We start from the raw sequence: 17,191 nt of genomic DNA, 5'->3' as shown, positions 1-17,191 counted from the left end.
GCCTAAAAATCTGAATCAGACACTAAACAACCAAGAACTCTTGTCGGAAGTCATCCCCTAGGCCGCAAAGCTGGGGGAAGAAGGGCAAACTGGTCTGCAGGCTCTGGCTTATTTAGATTTAGCCGATAATGATCCTCAAAAACCGGCCGCTAAGAGCAGCCTCCAAGCCGGTTTGCAGCAATTAACAAACAATCATTTGGAAATTGGTTCGGAAGTACTGGAATTTATCAAAAAAGCCGGATCAGAATAAACTTTGTCTTCAGTTCGCAGATAAATCGGCACGGCTTTAGAAAATAGCTTATTAAAACAAACTAAGGGGAGATCGCCATTTACTTGTATAAGTAGTTTGCGACATCCCCTTTTAATTCTAACTAATCGTTTTTGCTTATTCTTCGGCGGAACGACAAATTGATGACTGATTATTGTTCAGCTGAGTAAGACAATAACCAACTAAGAACTCTTGTATATTAGAGTTGAATTACTTCCAAATCATCGGGGACATATAAATTCCCCTTGAAATAATTTTTCCCTTCGTTGGTATATAATTCCTGGCGCTGAGCAAGGTTTTGATCTTCAGTATGCCAGATGACAAGATTCTTAATATTTAATTCCTCTGCAAGTTCACAGGCCTCTTTAACCGTACTATGGTGTTTCTCGTAAGGTTTGAAGATATCTCGTTCACTGTAAAGACAGAAGGCTTCAGATAACAGCCATTCACAATTTTCAACATAGCTCCGGCATACTGGATTATAAGGCTCATCACCGAGGAAGGTAAGATTTTTGCCGGAACTCAGTCTCATTCTAAAGCCAAATTGTTTGGCCTTTATGGAATGAATATCAAAAAAAGTAAACTCATAGCCATCTATGAATTCCTTTTCTCCATCGGTCACGACATGTAGAAAAATTCTTTCCCCAATGAGATCCATAATGGGCTTATCCAGAGTAGCCTCTGTAATGGCTCTGATAGTATGGACTAATTCCTCATGGCAGTAAATTGTGAGATTACCCTCGTACTGCCTTCCATGAATGAGATGCCCTATTCTGCGAATGACCCATACCAGTCCTAAGATATGATCCGTATGTTTATGGCTGACAAATACATGGTGAATTTTCCCCAAAGGAATTTGAGCTTCTTCCAACCTTCCAATAATGCCGTTACCGCCGCCGGCATCAACTAATAGGTAGTTTTCGTCATTCGTAATGGCGAAGCATGTATTATAGCATTTTGTCACACCTGCATGACCTGTTCCTAAGACAATCAATTTATCCAAATTATTCACTCCATACCGTTAACTATTGACTTATCTATGATCTTTGCCGTTTTATTCAACTCTTACCCTTCCTTCTCCTGCTTGGAGACATGGCGTTTTGGAAGGATCGTATATTCAGACCGCTTACTTGTCCTATTTTATCCCCTATTACATTGTATGTGGTAAAAACTTACAAAGTGATGGCTCGTCTCAAAAACTCGCTTAAGCTCTGATTATTGTTTCACTGATATAAATATCACTTTCAGCCCGGCAATTCTTTTTCCAGCGCTGATACTCTTAGTTAATTTTTAGTTGCTAAGATTTCATAGCGATAAGTCGTTATGAAATCAGTTCCAAAGGGATAATGAAGTTTCGATTCTGCGGACAGGTTGTTTAGTATCTTAAAAATTTCTTCCCTGTTCCGGGGAACCGTGCCCATTCGCTCAAACCATTCGGGCAGCTCATATTGTGACTTATGCAAAGCGGTATACTTTATGGTTAAGGGCAAGTCTGCCAATAGCTTCTGCCATAACCTTGGCGAATAAGAACATTGATGGGAACTATCCCGTAAATACTCAAGACGGTTTATTTCTTTTTCCATTTCTTCACCATTAACAACAGAGCAATCTAAAATGTAAAATTTACCTCCGGGTTTTAATACTCTGCACATTTCAGCCAATGACTTACTAATGTTAGAAAAGTGATGAGCAGCAAACCTTGAGGCTACAATGTCAAACTGGCCGTCAGGAATAGTCAAATTATGCACATCTTCCACCTGAAAAACAAGATTCGTCAGGCCTTTTTGGGCGGCGGCAGTCTTGGCCTCTGCTAACATTTCCGGGGTAATGTCGATAGCCACGACTCTTTCTGCGGATTGGGCTAAGGCAATAGCGGTGTGCCCTCCTCCGGTGGCCACATCTAAAGCGTAGTCCCTCGAATTTGGCTTAATCATCTCAATCATTCTTTTCAAATCCTCAGAATTATTGTGAGTAGAACTTAGCCGATACTTCGCAGCCCTTTGCCCAAAATTTTTCCGCACTTCATTAATGTTGTTCAATTTAAATTCCTCCTTCAAAATAAATTTTCCTTATAAGATATTATGTTTACTGTAAAGAAACCATAGTGACATAAAAAAACTCTGGAAATAATTATTATGTTATATTCCCTATATCTTCGCGACATTTAGTTTCGTTTAGAGACTTAAAATTGAAAGATAAGTTACTATTTCTCCTGGCAGAGGGAGTGCACCATGTGGTACATCGGCATGAAAGTATAGGGAATCCCCTGCTTCAACGATATATTCCTCATTTCCATAGGCATATTTCATTGTACCGCTTATAACATAGATGAATTCTTGTCCCGGATGATCATACATTTTAATATCCTTAGATTCTTGGCTGTCAATAGTCACCAATATCGGTTCAAACTTTTGTCCCGGAAAACCCTGCACAAGAGTTTCCATCATTTGTCCTTCAACAATATTTTGAGGCCTTTGCTTTTTTACATTTCCCCGCACTATTTCAATGTGCCGGGCCTCAGCTGCTCGAAACAGCTCGCTTAAAGAAACATCAAGGGCACGGGTTATTCTCATCAAAGTACTGAGGGGCGGTGATACCTTATTGTTCTCGATCTTAGACAGCAGACTCTTCGTAAATCCTGTGCGCTTCGCTAAATCATCTAAGGTCAGGTGTTTATCCTGGCGAACTTGTTTGAGTTGTTTGCTGATAATTAAATCTTCCATAATCGCCTGCTATCCTTAAGTCTTTTCTACGGATCTTTCCGTTACATGTTTATTTTATGGAAACATTATATCTTTATATTCAACTAAATGGTCAATAAGTTTTTACCCAGCATAGGCATATTATGCTGATTTCTGAGTTTCCTATGCAGAATCCGCGCAGTACTGCGAAAAATTGTCAATTCCTCTTTTGGATCAACTCACTCGTCTTCTAACATCCGTTTCATCAGGACAATTTATGTCCAAATTTGGGGTCATTACTTTTCTCTCTTTATTCTTAGTAATCTTAACGTAAAACAAAAGTGAGCCTAATAAAGCTAAGAAGATTGTTATAACAAAATAACTCATTGCCTGAGCTACATAAATTGTTGAATGATAAGCAGTCACATGACCTGCATTGAGTACCAACACTTTTAAATATCCCATTGCATAGAATAACAGAGAAGAAAGATAGCAAATAACCGCCGCTATTATCAGCACCTTAAACACCCCCATATTTCATTTCCCAACAATCACGAAATACATTGAGGATTTTCTCACATTCGATACCAAACCATATTGAACCCTAAGTCTAAAGGAGATTTAACCCCTCAAAATAACATCAGCTTTTTCTTAATTAAAAAATCGCCACACCTTCTAGGCCATGACGACTATAGGTTTAAGTGATCGGTAACCTGGCAATCATCAGTTAGACAACTGGAAGACCCAAGGCTTTGCGCCTTGGCTTTCACTCAAGTTTGCTATTTATCGTCACTAGTATTCAATTTAGGACAATTATACCATAGAAATAAGCCTTTTGTACTATTATTATTGGTAATATTTATGGTATATTTCCTAAATACTGGTCTATTTCCCGAATAAAAGGACCTGCCACCTTACGTTTATACCTAACGTAGGGCGGCAGGTCCTTTGGATCCGGGAAACCGGCAGGAACTTTTTTAAGGTAATGCAGCTTGGCTTCAAATCTAGGCTTCGTTTTGATGCAGCTTAAGATGGGACATTCCTTCAAGCAAATTTTGAGAGAGACGGAATAATGCTTCAGCTGATGCTGCAATCTCTTCAAAGGTTGCAGATTGCTCTTCCGTACTGGCGGCCATTTCTTGGCCTGCAGCATTGACTCCTTCTGTGATGTATTCAATTTCTTTAATGGAAGAGGTCATATTTTTGCTGCCGTCAGCCAAAGTATCGGCGGCTGAGGCAACTTCACTAATTTGTTGGGATACGTGTAATATGGAACTTTCAATATGTTGAAAGGCGGCTGCCCCGCTGGAAATTATCTGTGTTCCGCTATTAATGGAACGAATGGTTTCTGACATGGCTTCAACAGCCTGGTCGCTGTCCCTTTGCATGCTCTGAATTAGAGAAGATATTTCAACGGTTGCTTGTTGGGACTGCTCAGCCAGTTTGCGGACTTCTTCGGCAACTACCGCAAACCCTCGCCCATGTTCCCCGGCTCGTGCCGACTCTATGGCCGCATTAAGGGCCAGCAAGTTTGTCTGTTCGGCAATTCCGCTGATAAGTTGGACAATCAGACCAATAGAGTTGGAGCGTTCATTCAGGCCTTTGAGCACGCCGGACATACTTTGTGCGGATATTTCAATAGTGTTCATTTGCTGCATTGCCGTACTCATCGATTGATTTCCCGCTTGAGCTTCTTCCGCAGTACTGCGGGCAAAATCCGATACTGTTTTAACAGTATTGGAAATTTGGGTAACCGATACCGTTGTCTCTTCGATAATAGAACTTATTTGCTGAATGTTTTCTGTTTGCCGTTCAGAGTTTTGAGCAAGCTCAGTTGCAGCTTGGGCAATTTGAGTGGAAACAAGGGTATTCTGTTCCGTGTTTGAGCTAAGGTCTCGAGAAGCCGAAGAAACGGAGTTTGCTCCTTGACGAACTTTATCAACAATAGTTCTTAAGCTTTCTAGCATTAGTTTTACGGAATATGACAACGAGCCGACCTCATCTTTGGATGTGACCTCCCAGTAAGGCGTCAGGTCTCCGGCGGCAATTGTTCCAGCAGTTTTTTCAAGAAAGACTAACGGCTCAGTGATTTTCTTAGCGAATAAAAATGCCACTATAACAACAATGATCGTGAATAAAACGGCTGTAGCCAGGATTATTTTGTTCAAATAAACGACCGAGCTGAAGATATCAGCTTTTTCCATAAAGGCGATGTATTTCCAGCCTGTGTTTGGAGCGGTGTAAACATTGATAAGATAAGGTTTGCCTTTATAGTTCGTCTCAAAAGCTTGCTCCGAAATACCCGTAAGATTATCCAGTTCTTTGATGCCTAAATCGGAGACGGGTTTAAAATTCATTTTGGCATCATCCGGGTCTGCCAAGATGGTCCCATCGTTTTGTATCAACATCATAAAACCGGTATTGCCGATATGAATACTTTTGATCATATCAGTGATACCTTTAAGATTCACGTCCAGGCCCTGAACCCCTATGATTTCACCGTTATTGTTTTTGATCGTTGTCACAGTGCTGATTTCAACAGTATCGTCAGCCTTATAATAATAGGCATCCGTCATAGTCACTTTATCAGGGTTTTTCATAGCTGCTTGATAATAAGGTCTTTCTGTCGGGTTGTAGTGGGCATAGGTGGATCCTTCAGGATACTGAATATAACCACCGTTCTTAGTGGCCATATAGACATAAGTAGCACTGGGGTGAGAATTAGCAAAATGAGCATATGTATTATATATTTCCGACTCAGTTCCGCCGTTTTGTGAAGGAGTCATGGGCACGGTTTCCTCTGTTCGGTCTAGATAGGAAGTAATCGTATTATCTGCTTTTGTAACTATAGAATCTTCGGCAAGCAGCTGAACATTTTCTTTTACGCCGTTAAAATACATAGTCAACGCGTTATCAACCTGAATGGTTTGATCTTTGGCTGATTTAATAAATTCTGTCCTCATTTGGCTTTGCATATTTAGGGAAATAAAAATGCTTATAGAAATCAGAGGAACCAAGGCCATTAGCACGGAAACTAAAACAATTTTTGATTTTAGACTAAAATGTCTCTTCTTTGGAAGCTTAGTTTGAAGTTTCATTTTCATACCAATATCCCCCTTTGAATTTTCATTAAATATTCAAAGCATGCAAGAGTCTGAAAATAAGTGCGACATAATTCAGGTAACAATAGTAGATCTTATATTACGACACTACTTAATCATAGCACCAGGTTTTCTCTCCATTCTGCTACATTTATGCTAATTCTGCTACATTTAGAGCTTGATTATTGAATTTCGACTTTTTTCTTTACTCAGCCGATATTTAGGGGTTTTATATTAAAAATGGTTTACCCGAACAAATATAAAAAAACCTGCAAATCCAGTGATATCACTGCTTTGCAGGTTTCCTAATTTCGTATTTGGTCGGAGCGACACGATTTGAACGTGCGACCTCTACCACCCCAAGGTAGCGCTCTACCAAGCTGAGCCACGCCCCGACTTATAACCCTCTTCCGAAGGCTTTTATAGGATACCATATTAGATCTAAAATCGCAACCCCTAAATTCACTCCACATTGCCCGATGACTAAATTTTTTCTCATTTTTCTCAAAAGCTTCATAACTCAGCTAAAAGGTTCTCTGGAATGTAAGTTTGGTTCATTAAATGATTAAACATCAATTATTCCATACTGGTGCAGCTTATTGTAAAACGATTTTCTGGAAATTCCCAACGCCTTTAATGCATCGGTACGGTTATTGTTGCAGGCGTTTAACGCAGATAAGATTACCTCCTTTTCGACACTAGCTACAATTTCTTTTATGTCGTAGGAGTTTTCCTTCACACTTGAACGATGCTTTTTGGGAATAATGTGCGCTGGCAAATGTTTAGAGGTAATGACCTTACTGCTGCAGACTATGCTTGCATGTTCTAAAACATTTTTTAGTTCCCGTATATTACCCGGCCACTCATAAGCCCTAAGAATTCTTTCAACTTGCGGAGATAGAGTCAGCTCGTGACCCACCTCTTTAGCGAACTGTTTAAGAAATACTTTAGCCAGTTCTAAAATATCATCTCTTCTCTCACGTAATGGAATCAGCATAAGAGGAACAATATTCAGTCGATAATAGAGGTCACTTCTGAAAGCACCTTGTTCAATCATTTGTTCCAAATTCCTATTTGTGGCTGCAATTACTCGGATGTCGACTTTAATGGCCTTTGTACCGCCTATCCGTTCAAACTCTTTTTCTTGTAGTGTGCGTAACAGTTTTGCTTGCATGGTAAGGCTCATATCTCCGATTTCATCCAAAAAAATTGTTCCTCTATGAGCTAGTTCAAACTTACCGAGTTTACCTCCCTTTTTAGCCCCGGTAAAAGCCCCATCTTCATATCCAAACAGTTCGCTCTCTATCAGATCCTCTGGAATGGCAGCACAATTAACCTTGATCATAGGCCTATTCTTACGTGTGCTACTTTTATGAACAACCCTCGCCAATACTTCTTTGCCTACACCACTTTCACCAAGAATTAATACCGTACTATCTGTTTTAGCTACCTTGGCTGCTAACTTCAAGGTTTCTTTCAAGCGACTGTTGCGACCAATATATTCTTCAAAGGAATTAGGTAGTTGTTCTTCTTGTTCTAACTGTTCTTTCAAATAGTCAGCGACACCCTTTGTTTGGTTCAACTCACGATTTAGTTCAACAACGTCATTAATATTTTTGAATATAGAGACACAACCAATGATGTTCTTGCCATTGTATAAAGGAAATGTACTTCCTACCACATTCACACTAAGAGAACTTAAATAACTTTGACGACAGTAACTCGACTCGCCGGTACGAAGCACTTCAATCGTCTTAGCTTTTGGTTCAATTTTATCTAGCCTCCGTCCTAGAACTTTTGCAACAGGAACCCCTAAAATTTTAGCATATGCCTCGTTAGCAAACACAATGGTCGTATCGGAATCTACAACTAATACGACATCATGAATATTATTTAAGATTTTGAATAATAATTCTGGATCCCATCTGGGAAAAAAGCTTGTTGTAACAGCATGTATACAACTAATCACATCAAATCCCTCATTTATTTGTATCTTTGATTAATTATACAAGAGCCAAACTGTTATCGTAAAGAAAGTATTTTGAAAATTCTTATAATTAAAAAGGGGCCTCTGTCGAATTTGACAATGCCCCTGCGAGAGAGATCTAAATTTTCAAACCTTGCTGATACGGCTATACTTCTTTGGTCAGAACCATCCATTGTTTTTAAAAGCCTCTGGGTCGTTACCATTGTCCGTCCGTCAAAATCTTGTTAAGAAATTTTATTGGTCCGGGTCCAGATTTTCTGCGCTTGAGCAGCTTTGATCAACTCTTCGCGGAAATCCGGATGGGCTAACTCAATCAACATTTCAGCCCGTCTATAGGTCGATTTTCCAGTCAACTGAGCCTTCCCATATTCTGTGACAATTGTAGGAGCAAAAGTTCGAGGGCAAGTAACAGCAGAGAAAGTTTTTATGCTAGGCACGATTCGAGATATTAACTTGCCACCCTGCATGGTAGTTGAACTCATGCAAATAAAGGGTTTTCCCCCCTTAGACTGGAAAGCTCCCATTGTAAAATCTAATTGCCCGCCCGTGCCAGAAATTTGTTTAATTCCTGATGATTCCGAGCTTATCTGACCCAAGAGATCTATTTCAACCGTATTATTTATAGCGATTTGTTTGTCATTTATGGCAATCCGTCTAGGATTATTGGTTATATCCACAGGGTAACTGGCGAAAGCCGGATTCCTGTCGATGAAATCATAAAGTTTCTGAGTGCCCATAGCAAAAGTAAAGATGGTTTTATACTTGTCAATATTCTTCATTGATCCATTGACTTTGCCTTTTAATATTAGATCAATGTAAGAAGTAGTAGCCATTTCTGAATGGATGCCTAAATTTTTCAGATCACTATCTGCAATCATTTTAGCTATAGTATTGGGCATGCCCCCTATCCCAAATTGCAAACAGCTTCCGTCCTCTATCTCTTCAATTAATAAAGATGCGATTGCCCTTTCAGCTTCCGTTTCTGTCGCAGTTGCTGGCAGCTGAGGCAGTTGATAACTTTTTTCCACTATATAGTCCACTTCTGAAATGTGTATGCATTCCTGTTCACCACCTAAAACCCAAGGAACTTGATCATTAACCTCCAGGATGATGGTTTTAGCCTTTTCGCAAATAGCCCGTGCATAAGAGACAGAGGTACCAAAGTTAAAGTATCCATTGTTATCAGGCGGGGTAGTTTGAATCATAGCAACGTCTGGGGGATACGCACTTCCATTGCGTATGAGTGTAGGACTGGCGCTATAATTACCCGGTATATAATAACAGAGTTCTTTCTCTCCTAGTTTCCTTTCATGCCCACTTAAATAGCCGCTCATATAGGTGAAACTCTTTTTCTCTGGATCGGCTGTACATATTTTAGGGGATACAGTAGCGCACACACTTCTAACCATAACATCACTTACCTCGCCAACACGCTTAGATAAGGCTTCATCTAAAGCCTGCGGAAACATGGCAAAGTGGCTCATAAAAACCCAATCACCGGATTTAACAACTTTAACTGCTTCTTCCGGGTAACGCAATTTACTTCTATATTCATTTGCGTACAATTTTTTCTACCTCCTTTATAGTTTAGACCGGTCTTAAGTAGGTTCGTTCCAAAACTGTACTAATTACACAGCATAATCATTATTACCTATAAGGTTGTGTTGCCAAGAATAAACCTAGGGATCAAATAGCCTATCAAATGAATGTTATACTGAGATTCTATAAAATTAGTTGGCGATTGTTGGCTTATTCTGTTCCTCTAAGCCTTCTTTTTCTAATTCCTCAAGAGCTAATACATATTTTTCGTGTCCATCTGCAATCGGTTTTTTAGCCATTAAAGTTAGAATCACAAGTATAGGAACTCCGACTGCTAGGGACGGATATAACGAAGTACAATATAGGTTACCCGCAAAATGCCATACTGCTGCTACTGTCCCACCTAATAACATCGACCAAAATGCCGCCCTACTGTCAACACGTGGCCAGAATATGGCCACCAACAGCACCACCCCGGCTACTGCCCGAATCTGAAAAGCACCAGCCATCTGAGCAAGAATCGATGTAGACTGCATGCCAAAGTAAGTAGCTACTAGACCTAGGGTAATGGCAAAAATCCTGGCCCATTTCATTTCCTCTTTTTCGGAAATACCCGGCTTAAGTACACGAACCATATCTTGAGTAAGCATTGTTGTGCTTATTAGTAACAAAGCCGGAGCCGTTGACAGAATTGCTGCCAAAATACCCATTGAAGCCATTACAGCATAGACTGGACCTAATTTATTCGCTACAACATAAAGAATACTATTAGCCGATGCTGTAGGCACCATAACCTTACCAGCCATACCGATCAATGCCGGGAACAAGGCAAAGATTAATACCAATCCCGAAGCCCATAAAATACCGTTTCTTGCGGCAGTTTGGCTTTTAGAACCGAACAGAACTACCACCACAGTGGAGGCAGCAAAAAACGACAAAGCAGTACCTAATACCCACCCAACTACCGTAAGCACATCTGGCTGGTTGAACGTAAACATTTTTGCAGGAAGCGCTGCTTGCATATGCTCTATACCGCCGGCAGCAGTAACTGCTACAACGCATACTATTCCTAATCCTAGATACATCACAAAGGAATGCAGAACATTCATCCAAGCCAGACCTTTCATTCCTCCCGTTATGGTAAGAAAAATGAAAATTGCACCAACTATCCATCCAATCATGATCTTATTCACGCCTAAAAGTGGGCCCAGTATTCCAGCCGCTGCCACTGGTTGTTGTGCAAATATTATCAAATATACCGCTACCAGTATGATCATCATTACAGACCTAGTCTTACTGTCAAACCTATGCATGTATATCTGTGGTACAGACATTGCGGAATATTTTTTAGAAAAAGCGAGATATATTTTACCTGCCAAATAAAATACAAATAAACAACCAATACTCATTCCCCAGTTTACCCAGACCGACGAAATTCCTATTTTAAAAGCAGTAGCTGCGTTACCCACCGTACCTGCGCCAGCAATCAATTCGGCAAACAAAAGTGGAATAATTAGACCAGCTGTTAAACCTTTTTTTGCCACAAAGAATTCTGCAACATTGCTCTTCTGCCTTACCATATATATACCAATGCCCGCAGTTAAAGCAAAATAAAACAATACGCACAAAGCTATCATCAGTATTCCCCCTTTTTGATACAATTTGTGTATACTCACACTAATTTAAAGATTTAATCACAAAATAAATCCGTAAACTAATTACATTTTACCAATAACATCACCCCTCTCATTGTCTTAAAAATCCCAGTCTTTAACACACCACCACCTTCAATTCCTTTGTAGGTCAACAACTGCCTATACATAATTTTTAAAAAGGACAGCAGGTAAAAAACTTATATACTTTATTAATACAAGAACCATGCCATAATTATTGAATATTTAGAAAGTTTTTTATCTAATATAATGTATATATTTTCAGATAATAATTGCTAAGTATTGACTGACTTTCATGCTATTTCTAGTCTTAGAAGGCTAAAAGGATCGTTCTACCTCTGTATTTTGGAAAGATTTCATTTTCCAAATCATAATCTTAAAGTACTATTAACTAACTTTTGTGTAAATTTAAGACAATTAATCCTCATTAAGCAATAACTTGTGTAAAAATTACACAAAACCCGCAATTGCAATAAAATTAAAATCTAGATTTTCCTTAGATGAATATCTTCATTTTTCTCAAATTAATGTATCAAGGGAACGTTAATCTTTTCAAAATAAAGAAGTAAATTAACCTCATGACAGAATATTGGGGGTGTAGTGTATAACCAATGTACTTGATTCCTATCTCTCCAACTGTGTCTTTTTTACACAATGAAGAAGCTTTTTTAGGCACCCTGAATAGAGGGTGCCTAAATAACATCCCTAGAAAGGGCTGTCTCCGACCCACTCCCATACTGCCGCTACACCCTGTCCGTGCCCAACGCACATTGACTCAACGGCATACTTGGCCCCATAATAGGGCATTTCATGCATAATCGTTGTTGCTATACGGGCACCGGTACACCCCAGGGGATGTCCCAGAGATATTCCGCTGCCCCGGGGATTCAGGCACGGATGATTTCTTATACCTAATACTTCCGTACAGTAAACTGCCTGGGCGGCAAAAGCTTCATTGATCTCCCATAAGTCAATTTGATCAATGGTCAAACCCGCTTGTTTCAAAGCCAGAGGTATGGCAATACTAGGACCTATTCCCATATAAGCTGGGTCAACTCCAATGGCTTTATAGCCGATCAACTTCATCTTTGGCTTTAAGCCTAGTTCCTGGCATTTTTCCTTGCTGGCAACCAACACCACTGCAGCTGCATCGTTCGTCTGACTGGAGTTACCCGCTGTTACTGTGGACAACTCATCCTTCAAAAAGACTGGTTCCAGTTTAGCTAGTGAGCCCAAGGTCGTCTCTGGTCTAATTCCTTGATCCTTATCAACCACAATTTTCTGCGTAGACCCATCCTTCTGAGGGGCTTCTACTTCGATAGGAAGAATTTCATCCTTAAACAAGCCCTCCATTGTCGCTTTATGGGCCTTAGCATGGCTTTCGTAAGCCATTAAATCCTGCTTTTCACGGCTAACTCCATACTTGCGGGCTACCATTTCAGCGGTCCAGCCCATGCTGCTGGCATTCATATCTGTAAACTCATTGAAACGCGGGTTAGGAAGGCTTCCTGTTCCCATTGGTACATGAGTCATGTGTTGAACCCCACCGGCAATAATCAACTCGGATCCCCAACCCATGTTAATTTCGGCGACAGCGTTAAAAATTGTTTGTACTCCTGATGAGCAGAAGCGATCGACTGTACAGCCCGGCACACTGTAAGGAAACCCCGCCATAATTGTGGCATAGCGGCCGATATTTCCAGCCATGTCATTGATAAGTGCTGTTCCGCCCATTATAACCCCGTCAAGTTCTTGTTTTTTGTCTTCCAGCCCAGCTCTAAGCATCAACTCATTCATAACTAAAGCAGCCATATCATCTGCTCTTAAGTTAGTAAACCAAGAGGATTTACCCGCCTTGGCTATTCCCGTTCGAACACTTTCGACCAAATAAATTTCCCTCATGTAATTCCCTCCGAATATGATTTCTTCATAAATCAGCCGACAATTAAGACTTCTTCTGGAACTTCAAGGACAGTATCATCGGCATTTTTGATGAGTTCAGCGACAGTGAACACATTGGGTAGCGAGTTGTTAACATAGTAACGCGCGCTGGCCACTTTACCCTTGTAAAAGTTAAGATCAAAATGATCTTCATTTAAACCCGCCAGGTTCTTACTCGCCACAACTGCCTGATCAATCAAACACATGGCCACGTATAATTGGGCAAAAACGAACAAAGTTCTCAGAGCATATAGGTTGATCAATTCACGTTTTTTATCCTTTTCTGCTTGCCATGATCCGATAGTCTGCCAAACTTCTTCCGCAGCTTGGTAGGCTCGTGCGAGAGTTCCAAATTCCTTTTCAAGCCCTGCAGCGTTTTTGTTTGAATCTATGAAATTCTTTATGCTTCCCATCCACATCTTGAAGGGTTTGCCGTTCTTCATAGTCATTTTTCGCCCGACAAGATCGTTAGCATGAATAAAAGAGGTACCTTCCCAGATGGTTAAAATCTTTGAGTCTCGCAGATATTGCTCAACGGGATACTCCTTTGTGTAGCCAACACCACCAAGACATTGAATAGCTTCAGCTGTCATCAAAGCAGCGCTTTCACTTCCATAACATTTGATCAGCGGAGTCAATATGGCAGCTATGTCTGCACACTCCTTGGCTTTTTCCTTATCCTTAGAGTTATTGGCCACATCCAGGCAATAAAATCCTTTATAAATCATAGCCCTTATGCCTTCGGTATGAGCTTTCATGTCCATAAGCATCCTTCTCACATCCGCATGCTTAATGATGGGTACTCTCTCGCCTTTGATATAGCCCTGAATGCGGTCGGAGGTGTATTGTGATGCTAAAGCATAGGCCTCAGAGGCTTGATTATTGGCATTATGCCCGGTGCCAATGCGGGATTCGTTCATCATGTTAAACATCATGGCTAATCCTTTGGATCGACCCATTTCATCAGGTGCTGATCCCAACATAATTCCATAGCATCCGTCGTTTTCCCCAAAATTCAACATACAAGTTGCCGAACCATTAAGTCCCATCTTATGTTCGACGGCAATGGTGGCAACATCGTTGGGCTTTCCAAGACTGCCATCCTCATCAACCCAGACTTTAGGTACAATATAAAGACCTAACCCGGCAGAACCTTTTGTTCCCTGGGGCGGACGCGCCAGTACCATATGAATGGTGTTCTCACAGATTGAACCATCCCCAGCAGTAATAAACATTTTAGTCCCTTTAATTTTCCAAATTCGTGGATCATCCGTAGGATATGATTTTGTCAACGCATCTCCCACATCCGATCCGGCTGAGGGTTCTGTCAAATTCATGGTTCCCTGCCAATCTCCGCTAAGCATCTTAGGCAGGAATCTTGATTTATCAGCCTCGGTCCCGAAATCAATGATCAGATTAGCTGCGCCGGTAGTGAGCTTGATGTTAGAACCCATTGCAGGACAAGCAGCCACCATTGGTTCATTAGCTGCTTTGAACAACATTAACGGCATTCCGCTTTCAAGTTCGATGCACTCGCTGCTGGAACCCCAACCATTTTTCTGGATAAATTGAAAGACTTCTTTATATCCCGGAGGACTGGTAACCACACCATTTTCGAATTTAACTGGATTCTTATCTCCTTGAGCATTAATAGGGCTTACGACCTCACGGGCCACTTTATAAGCTTCGGTTAGAATCGAATCAACATCGTCGATACTGTATATATCCTTGAAGCGGTCAAAGCTTAACACTTCTTCAGTCGGCAACCATTCTTTTAAAATAAACTTTAAGTCACGCATATTGTATCTGTATTCCAATTTTCTTCCTCCTCTTAAAGTTGATTGTGAACACAGTACCTTTGATCGAGAAACCAGGCATTAGTTCTCTCTTGAATCTAGTAAGCTAAGTTCTCAACAACTGTTGAAATACCTTGACCACCACCGATACACATGGTTGCTAAGCCATATTTCTTCCCTGTGCGCTTCAATTCATTGATTAATTTGATTAAAATGATCGCACCGGTTGCACCTAACGGATGCCCAAGAGCAATAGCGCCACCATTTACGTTGGTTTTGGCTAAATCACGTCCCAGCTCCTTAACCACAGCTAAAGACTGAGCTGCAAAGGCCTCATTCAGCTCAATTAAATCAATCTGCTCTAACGTTAATCCAGCCATTTTAAGCGCTGCGTGCGTTGCCGGAACCGGTCCGATACCCATGTATTGAGGGGGTACTCCTTTCGCTCCTATACCAATAATTTTGGCAATAGGTTTTAACCCAAATGATTGAGCTTTTTCAGGGGTTGTGATCAGCACGACTGCCGCTCCATCATTGCGCCCGCTTGAATTGCCCGCCGTCACCGTTCCGCCTTCTTTGAAGACAGGGGCTAATTTTTCTAACTGCGCCCTACTAGTTACACGTGGATGCTCATCGGTATCGAATAATTTAATCGTCTTTTTCTCTTTTACTTCGTAAGGAACAATTTCTTTTTTGAACACCCCTGTCTCAATGGCGTGCAAAGCCCGTTTTTGACTCTGCAGCGAAAACTCATCTTGTTCTTGGCGGCTGATAGTATACTTCACCGCCAAGTTCTCTGCGGTCATTCCCATAGTCAAATGTCCATACTGTTCCATAGGCTGGCAACGAGGTTGACTTTCTGTATTAGAGTCCAGAATTTCAGCGTTTCCCATCCTATATCCGTAACGTGCGTTCCTCAGATAGTAGGGAGCAGTACTCATGCTTTCTGCGCCGCCTGCCAAAATAAGCTCTGAAACCCCTGCCCAAATTGAAATAACTGCATTATTAACGGCAGTTAGGGCGGATCCACACTGACGATGTACCGTATATCCCGGTATGTCTTCAGGCATTTCTGCTCTTAATAAGGCTAAACGGGCTACATTAGGGTTATCTGAGCTTTGTTTGGTATGACCTAAGATAACCTCGTCCACCGTCTGACCCGGAATACCGCTACGACTAAGCACTTCCCTGATCACCTTGGCCGCCAAGTAATCTACCTCAACTTGTTTCAACGTACCACCTACTCTACCAATCGGAGTGCGTACACCTTCAACGATAACTGCCTCTTGCATCCTAACCCCCCTAAAATCTAAATGCGAATTTCACTCGTATGAGTAAAAGCCTTTTTTGGTTTTCTTGCCCCATTCACCCTTGATAAATCTCTCAACAACCAAAGGTGAGGGCTTAAGTTTTGGATCACGACTATTCTGATAGCGTTCCATGGTGCGGTAGTAGGTAAGATCAATGCCGGTTAAATCCATTAAACGGAAGGGGCCCATGGGATGACCCAGAGCATTTGTTACGGCAATATCAATTTCTTCCGGAGTGGCAATACCCATTTCGGCGAGATACAATGCTTCTTGAGAAAGTGCAGATAATATCCTGTTAACTAGGAAACCATAAATTTCTTTCTTAAGCCAAACTGCCCTTTTACCAAGCTTGGCACACAAATCCATGGTTATTTGGGCAGTTTCTTCAGAAGTATGAGGTCCTTGCACGACTTCGACCAATTTCATGACCAAAGCCGGGTTAAAAAAGTGCATGTTGCAAACCTTATCGGGACGCTTTGTAGCATCAGCTATTTGTGAGCTGACAATATAGGAGCTGTTAGTCGCTAAGATTGCCTGAGGAGGTGCAATTCGGTCTAAATCAGCAAAGAGCTTTCGCTTAATAGCCATTTTCTCAACGGCAGCCTCGATAATATAATCAGCTCCTCCGGCTGCTTCCTCTAAACTCGGAGTAAAACAAAGATTGTCTAAAGCCATGTCTGCCTGTTCCTGGCTCAGTTTCCCTTTAGTAACCCGCTCAGGCAAATAGGATTTTGCAAAGGCTTCTGCTTTAGCCAACATTTCTTGGCTAATATCTGTACAGGTCACTTTGTAACCGGCCAAGACGCAACACACAGCTATTTGGTGCCCCATATTGCCGGCACCTATAATGCATATATTTTTAATATCTTCTATGTTCATTTTAATTACCTCCTCA

At 41.0% G+C, this 17,191-nt stretch carries 12 protein-coding genes, 1 tRNA gene and 1 riboswitch; all 13 genes read right to left on the bottom strand.

The annotated features are described in order from the left end of the window. Nucleotides 1-467 precede the first annotated feature (467 nt). Nucleotides 468-1,271: an MBL fold metallo-hydrolase gene (locus tag DESOR_RS06050; protein WP_014183722.1), complete on the bottom strand. Its 804-nt coding sequence runs from the start codon at nt 1,269-1,271 to the stop codon at nt 468-470. Between the two features lie 280 nt (nt 1,272-1,551). Further along, nucleotides 1,552-2,307 carry a class I SAM-dependent methyltransferase gene (locus DESOR_RS06045; protein ID WP_014183721.1) on the bottom strand — a complete coding sequence of 252 codons (756 nt, stop codon included), beginning with the start codon at nt 2,305-2,307 and terminating at the stop codon, nt 1,552-1,554. Nucleotides 2,308-2,442: 135 nt separating this feature from the next. Then, nucleotides 2,443-2,991 carry a helix-turn-helix domain-containing protein gene (locus DESOR_RS06040; RefSeq protein WP_014183720.1) on the bottom strand — a complete coding sequence of 183 codons (549 nt, stop codon included), beginning with the start codon at nt 2,989-2,991 and terminating at the stop codon, nt 2,443-2,445. A gap of 192 nt (nt 2,992-3,183) precedes the next feature. Continuing rightward, nucleotides 3,184-3,468 (bottom strand): hypothetical protein, encoded by a 285-nt coding sequence (locus DESOR_RS06035; protein WP_014183719.1) that lies wholly within the window; start codon nt 3,466-3,468, stop codon nt 3,184-3,186. Between the two features lie 185 nt (nt 3,469-3,653). After that, nucleotides 3,654-3,740, bottom strand: a riboswitch (cyclic di-GMP riboswitch). Nucleotides 3,741-3,953: 213 nt separating this feature from the next. Then, nucleotides 3,954-6,053 (bottom strand): methyl-accepting chemotaxis protein, encoded by a 2,100-nt coding sequence (locus tag DESOR_RS06030; protein ID WP_014183718.1) that lies wholly within the window; start codon nt 6,051-6,053, stop codon nt 3,954-3,956. 315 nt (nt 6,054-6,368) lie between these two features. Continuing rightward, nucleotides 6,369-6,445, bottom strand: a tRNA-Pro gene (locus DESOR_RS06025). 170 nt (nt 6,446-6,615) lie between these two features. Further along, the gene (locus DESOR_RS06020) at nt 6,616-8,019 is read right to left on the bottom strand and encodes a sigma-54 interaction domain-containing protein (RefSeq protein WP_014183717.1); all 1,404 of its coding nucleotides are present in this window, start codon (nt 8,017-8,019) and stop codon (nt 6,616-6,618) included. Between the two features lie 242 nt (nt 8,020-8,261). Then, the gene (locus tag DESOR_RS06015; protein WP_014183716.1) at nt 8,262-9,602 is read right to left on the bottom strand and encodes an acetyl-CoA hydrolase/transferase family protein; all 1,341 of its coding nucleotides are present in this window, start codon (nt 9,600-9,602) and stop codon (nt 8,262-8,264) included. A gap of 165 nt (nt 9,603-9,767) precedes the next feature. Then, a complete protein-coding gene (locus DESOR_RS06010; RefSeq protein ID WP_014183715.1) occupies nt 9,768-11,213 on the bottom strand; it encodes a sodium:solute symporter family protein in 1,446 nt (481 codons plus the stop codon). A gap of 741 nt (nt 11,214-11,954) precedes the next feature. After that, nucleotides 11,955-13,151 carry a thiolase family protein gene (locus tag DESOR_RS06005; RefSeq protein WP_014183714.1) on the bottom strand — a complete coding sequence of 399 codons (1,197 nt, stop codon included), beginning with the start codon at nt 13,149-13,151 and terminating at the stop codon, nt 11,955-11,957. A 32-nt stretch (nt 13,152-13,183) separates the two neighbouring features. Beyond that, nucleotides 13,184-15,007, bottom strand: a complete 1,824-nt coding sequence (locus DESOR_RS06000; protein ID WP_014183713.1) for an acyl-CoA dehydrogenase — start codon at nt 15,005-15,007, stop codon at nt 13,184-13,186. Nucleotides 15,008-15,084: 77 nt separating this feature from the next. Beyond that, nucleotides 15,085-16,278: a thiolase family protein gene (locus DESOR_RS05995; protein ID WP_014183712.1), complete on the bottom strand. Its 1,194-nt coding sequence runs from the start codon at nt 16,276-16,278 to the stop codon at nt 15,085-15,087. 30 nt (nt 16,279-16,308) lie between these two features. Continuing rightward, entirely contained in the window at nt 16,309-17,175 is an 867-nt protein-coding gene (locus DESOR_RS05990) for a 3-hydroxyacyl-CoA dehydrogenase family protein (RefSeq protein WP_014183711.1), read from the bottom strand. Between the last annotated feature and the right edge of the window lie 16 nt (nt 17,176-17,191).

The organism is Desulfosporosinus orientis DSM 765, from assembly GCF_000235605.1.
Taxonomy (GTDB): Bacteria; Bacillota; Desulfitobacteriia; order Desulfitobacteriales; family Desulfitobacteriaceae; genus Desulfosporosinus; species Desulfosporosinus orientis.
This window is presented reverse-complemented; position numbering and strand designations above follow the sequence as displayed.

What these genes read in the sequence shown, in the direction of transcription:
- DESOR_RS06005 (WP_014183714.1), bottom strand. Translation starts at nt 13,151, where the DNA reads ATGAGGGAAATTTATTTGGTCGAAAGTGTTCGAACGGGAATAGCCAAG.
- DESOR_RS05990 (WP_014183711.1), bottom strand. Translation starts at nt 17,175, where the DNA reads ATGAACATAGAAGATATTAAAAATATATGCATTATAGGTGCCGGCAAT.
- DESOR_RS06030 (WP_014183718.1), bottom strand. Translation starts at nt 6,053, where the DNA reads ATGAAAATGAAACTTCAAACTAAGCTTCCAAAGAAGAGACATTTTAGT.
- DESOR_RS06010 (WP_014183715.1), bottom strand. Translation starts at nt 11,213, where the DNA reads ATGATAGCTTTGTGCGTATTGTTTTATTTTGCTTTAACTGCGGGCATT.
- DESOR_RS06040 (WP_014183720.1), bottom strand. Translation starts at nt 2,991, where the DNA reads ATGGAAGATTTAATTATCAGCAAACAACTCAAACAAGTTCGCCAGGAT.
- DESOR_RS05995 (WP_014183712.1), bottom strand. Translation starts at nt 16,278, where the DNA reads ATGCAAGAGGCAGTTATCGTTGAAGGTGTACGCACTCCGATTGGTAGA.